The organism is Microcoleus sp. Pol7_B2 (assembly GCF_036701035.1).
In the GTDB taxonomy this organism is placed as follows: domain Bacteria; phylum Cyanobacteriota; class Cyanobacteriia; order Cyanobacteriales; family Microcoleaceae; genus Microcoleus.
In genome coordinates, this window is sequence record NZ_JAUBQB010000182.1 from 1 (window position 1) to 1,838 (window position 1,838).

At 40.5% G+C, this 1,838-nt stretch carries 1 protein-coding gene and 2 pseudogenes; all 3 read left to right on the plus strand.

What is annotated here, in order from left to right:
- A pseudogene (locus QUA57_RS28410) lies at window positions 1-181 on the plus strand (IS66 family transposase); the annotation flags it as partial.
- A gap of 410 nt (window positions 182-591) precedes the next feature.
- A complete protein-coding gene (locus tag QUA57_RS28415) occupies window positions 592-912 on the plus strand; it encodes a hypothetical protein (protein WP_333065131.1) in 321 nt (106 codons plus the stop codon).
- A gap of 195 nt (window positions 913-1,107) precedes the next feature.
- Window positions 1,108-1,503, plus strand: a pseudogene (locus QUA57_RS28845) (ISAs1 family transposase); the annotation flags it as partial.
- Between the last annotated feature and the right edge of the window lie 335 nt (window positions 1,504-1,838).

Consider the following 1,838-nt stretch of genomic DNA (forward strand, 5'->3'; position numbering starts at 1 on the left):
GACTAAACGTAAGGTATCTGGTGGTTCCCGAGCGATGTCTCGGTTTGAACAAACTGCTGATTTGTTATCAGTGATTCAGACTTGTCGGTTTCAAGGTAAAAGTGCAATGGCTTTTTTACGTGATGCTCTATCTGCCCATTCTTGTAACTTTGTGATGCCTTCTCTTGTTCCCAAACTTTAGACCTGAATCCTTACATCAAGATCAATCGACAGCAGTCAATGGGGGTGTATTAATTTATTTATGGTTAGCTTAATATGGGAGCGAAGAGCAATTCCATTATACTGGTCGCTGTTGCCAAAATTGGGAAGCAGCAACTTCGACGAAAAAACTACAAATTTACAGCCTGTTTTACCATTGTTTTACCAATATAAAGTAATCGTTTTAGGAGACCGTGAATTTTGTTCGATTGACTTGGGAAACTGGCTGAAAGAAAAGGGTGTGTCTTTTTGTTTTAGACTGAATAGGAATCATTGTATCGAAACAGAACATTTAGTTTGGCGACGGCTAGATGAATTAGGAATCCTGCTGTGGAACCTCTTTGTATTTTCCAGGTAAAAGAGTGAGGAAAACTCAGCCCGCTACTGAATTTGATGTTGCTTGTAAGTGGAAAAGAAACTATGGGGCATGGAAGGTTGAGGAAGCGTGGTTTATTCTCACAGATTTACAGCGAGTTGCCTGCAGCGCTGGATGCTTACAAGCAACGGATGGGCATTGAAGAAATGTTTAGAGACTGTAAAACAGGAGGCTACGATCTTGAAGGAACTAGCCTCAAAGGAAACCGACTTATTAACATGATTCTGCTGATGACGCGATCCTACCGGGAGGCAATATTTCAAGGCACGCTCACTGAGAAAAAAGCAGGTGCAAAAATATATATGTCGCCGAAAATAACCCAAGAAAAGATATCGTAGACGGAGTACATTTGGTGTTGGTTTAGATGGAGAAAAGTGGGTTAATTATCTCGATGATTTTTCATTAGAGGTGGAACAGTTAATGAAGTTAACTCCCAATAAACGCCGCTTTTATCAACAAGCTATGCGGGCTGCAACCCTTATTCGGTCTATTTCCTAGGCCTCTTTGTCACCCCCTCAGGGTTTGAGCAACAATTATCTCACGGATTTGAAGCTACGCTCCATAGTTATGAGCAACGGGTAGAACGAGGTCATCATCGCACTGAAAAACGTTCCTGTTGGTGCGTCCCTCTTTCTCAATTGCCAACTTTACATCACCAAAACGATTGGATCGGTCTTCAATGTGTTGTCATGGTAGTCCGGGTCAGACATCTATGGAATAAAACCACCCGTGAAGTTCAGTTCTATTTAACGAGTTTGTCATGCAATGCCGAGCGAGTAGCACAAGCTATCCGCCTGCATTGGGGTATTGAAAATAGTCTGCATTGGACTTTAGATGTTACCTGGAATGAAGATGCTTGTCGCGTCCGTACAGGTCACGGACCACAAAACTTAGCACGGCGCTGCGACCCCTGGCTCTTAATGCTTTAAACCTGGAGCAATCTTATCAACGTAGCAATCGTCAAAAATCCCATCGGGCTGCTATGGATAATAACTATAGCAATCCTCGCATCATTATCATGATTATGGTACAATTATATGCAATAGTTAATTATGACAAAAAAATGAATAACTTACAACTTTCACAAAAAGATATGGAAAAAGAAATAGCCTAATTAGAATTTTTCATTAAAAGTGATATCGATGCAAGATAACTAAAACGAGCAATAGCTGTAAGGATGGCGCTCGCAGGTAATATCTACCATGAAATCAGCAATATTTTAGGTGTAAGTAATTTTTTTATTGGTTATTGGAAAAAACAATTT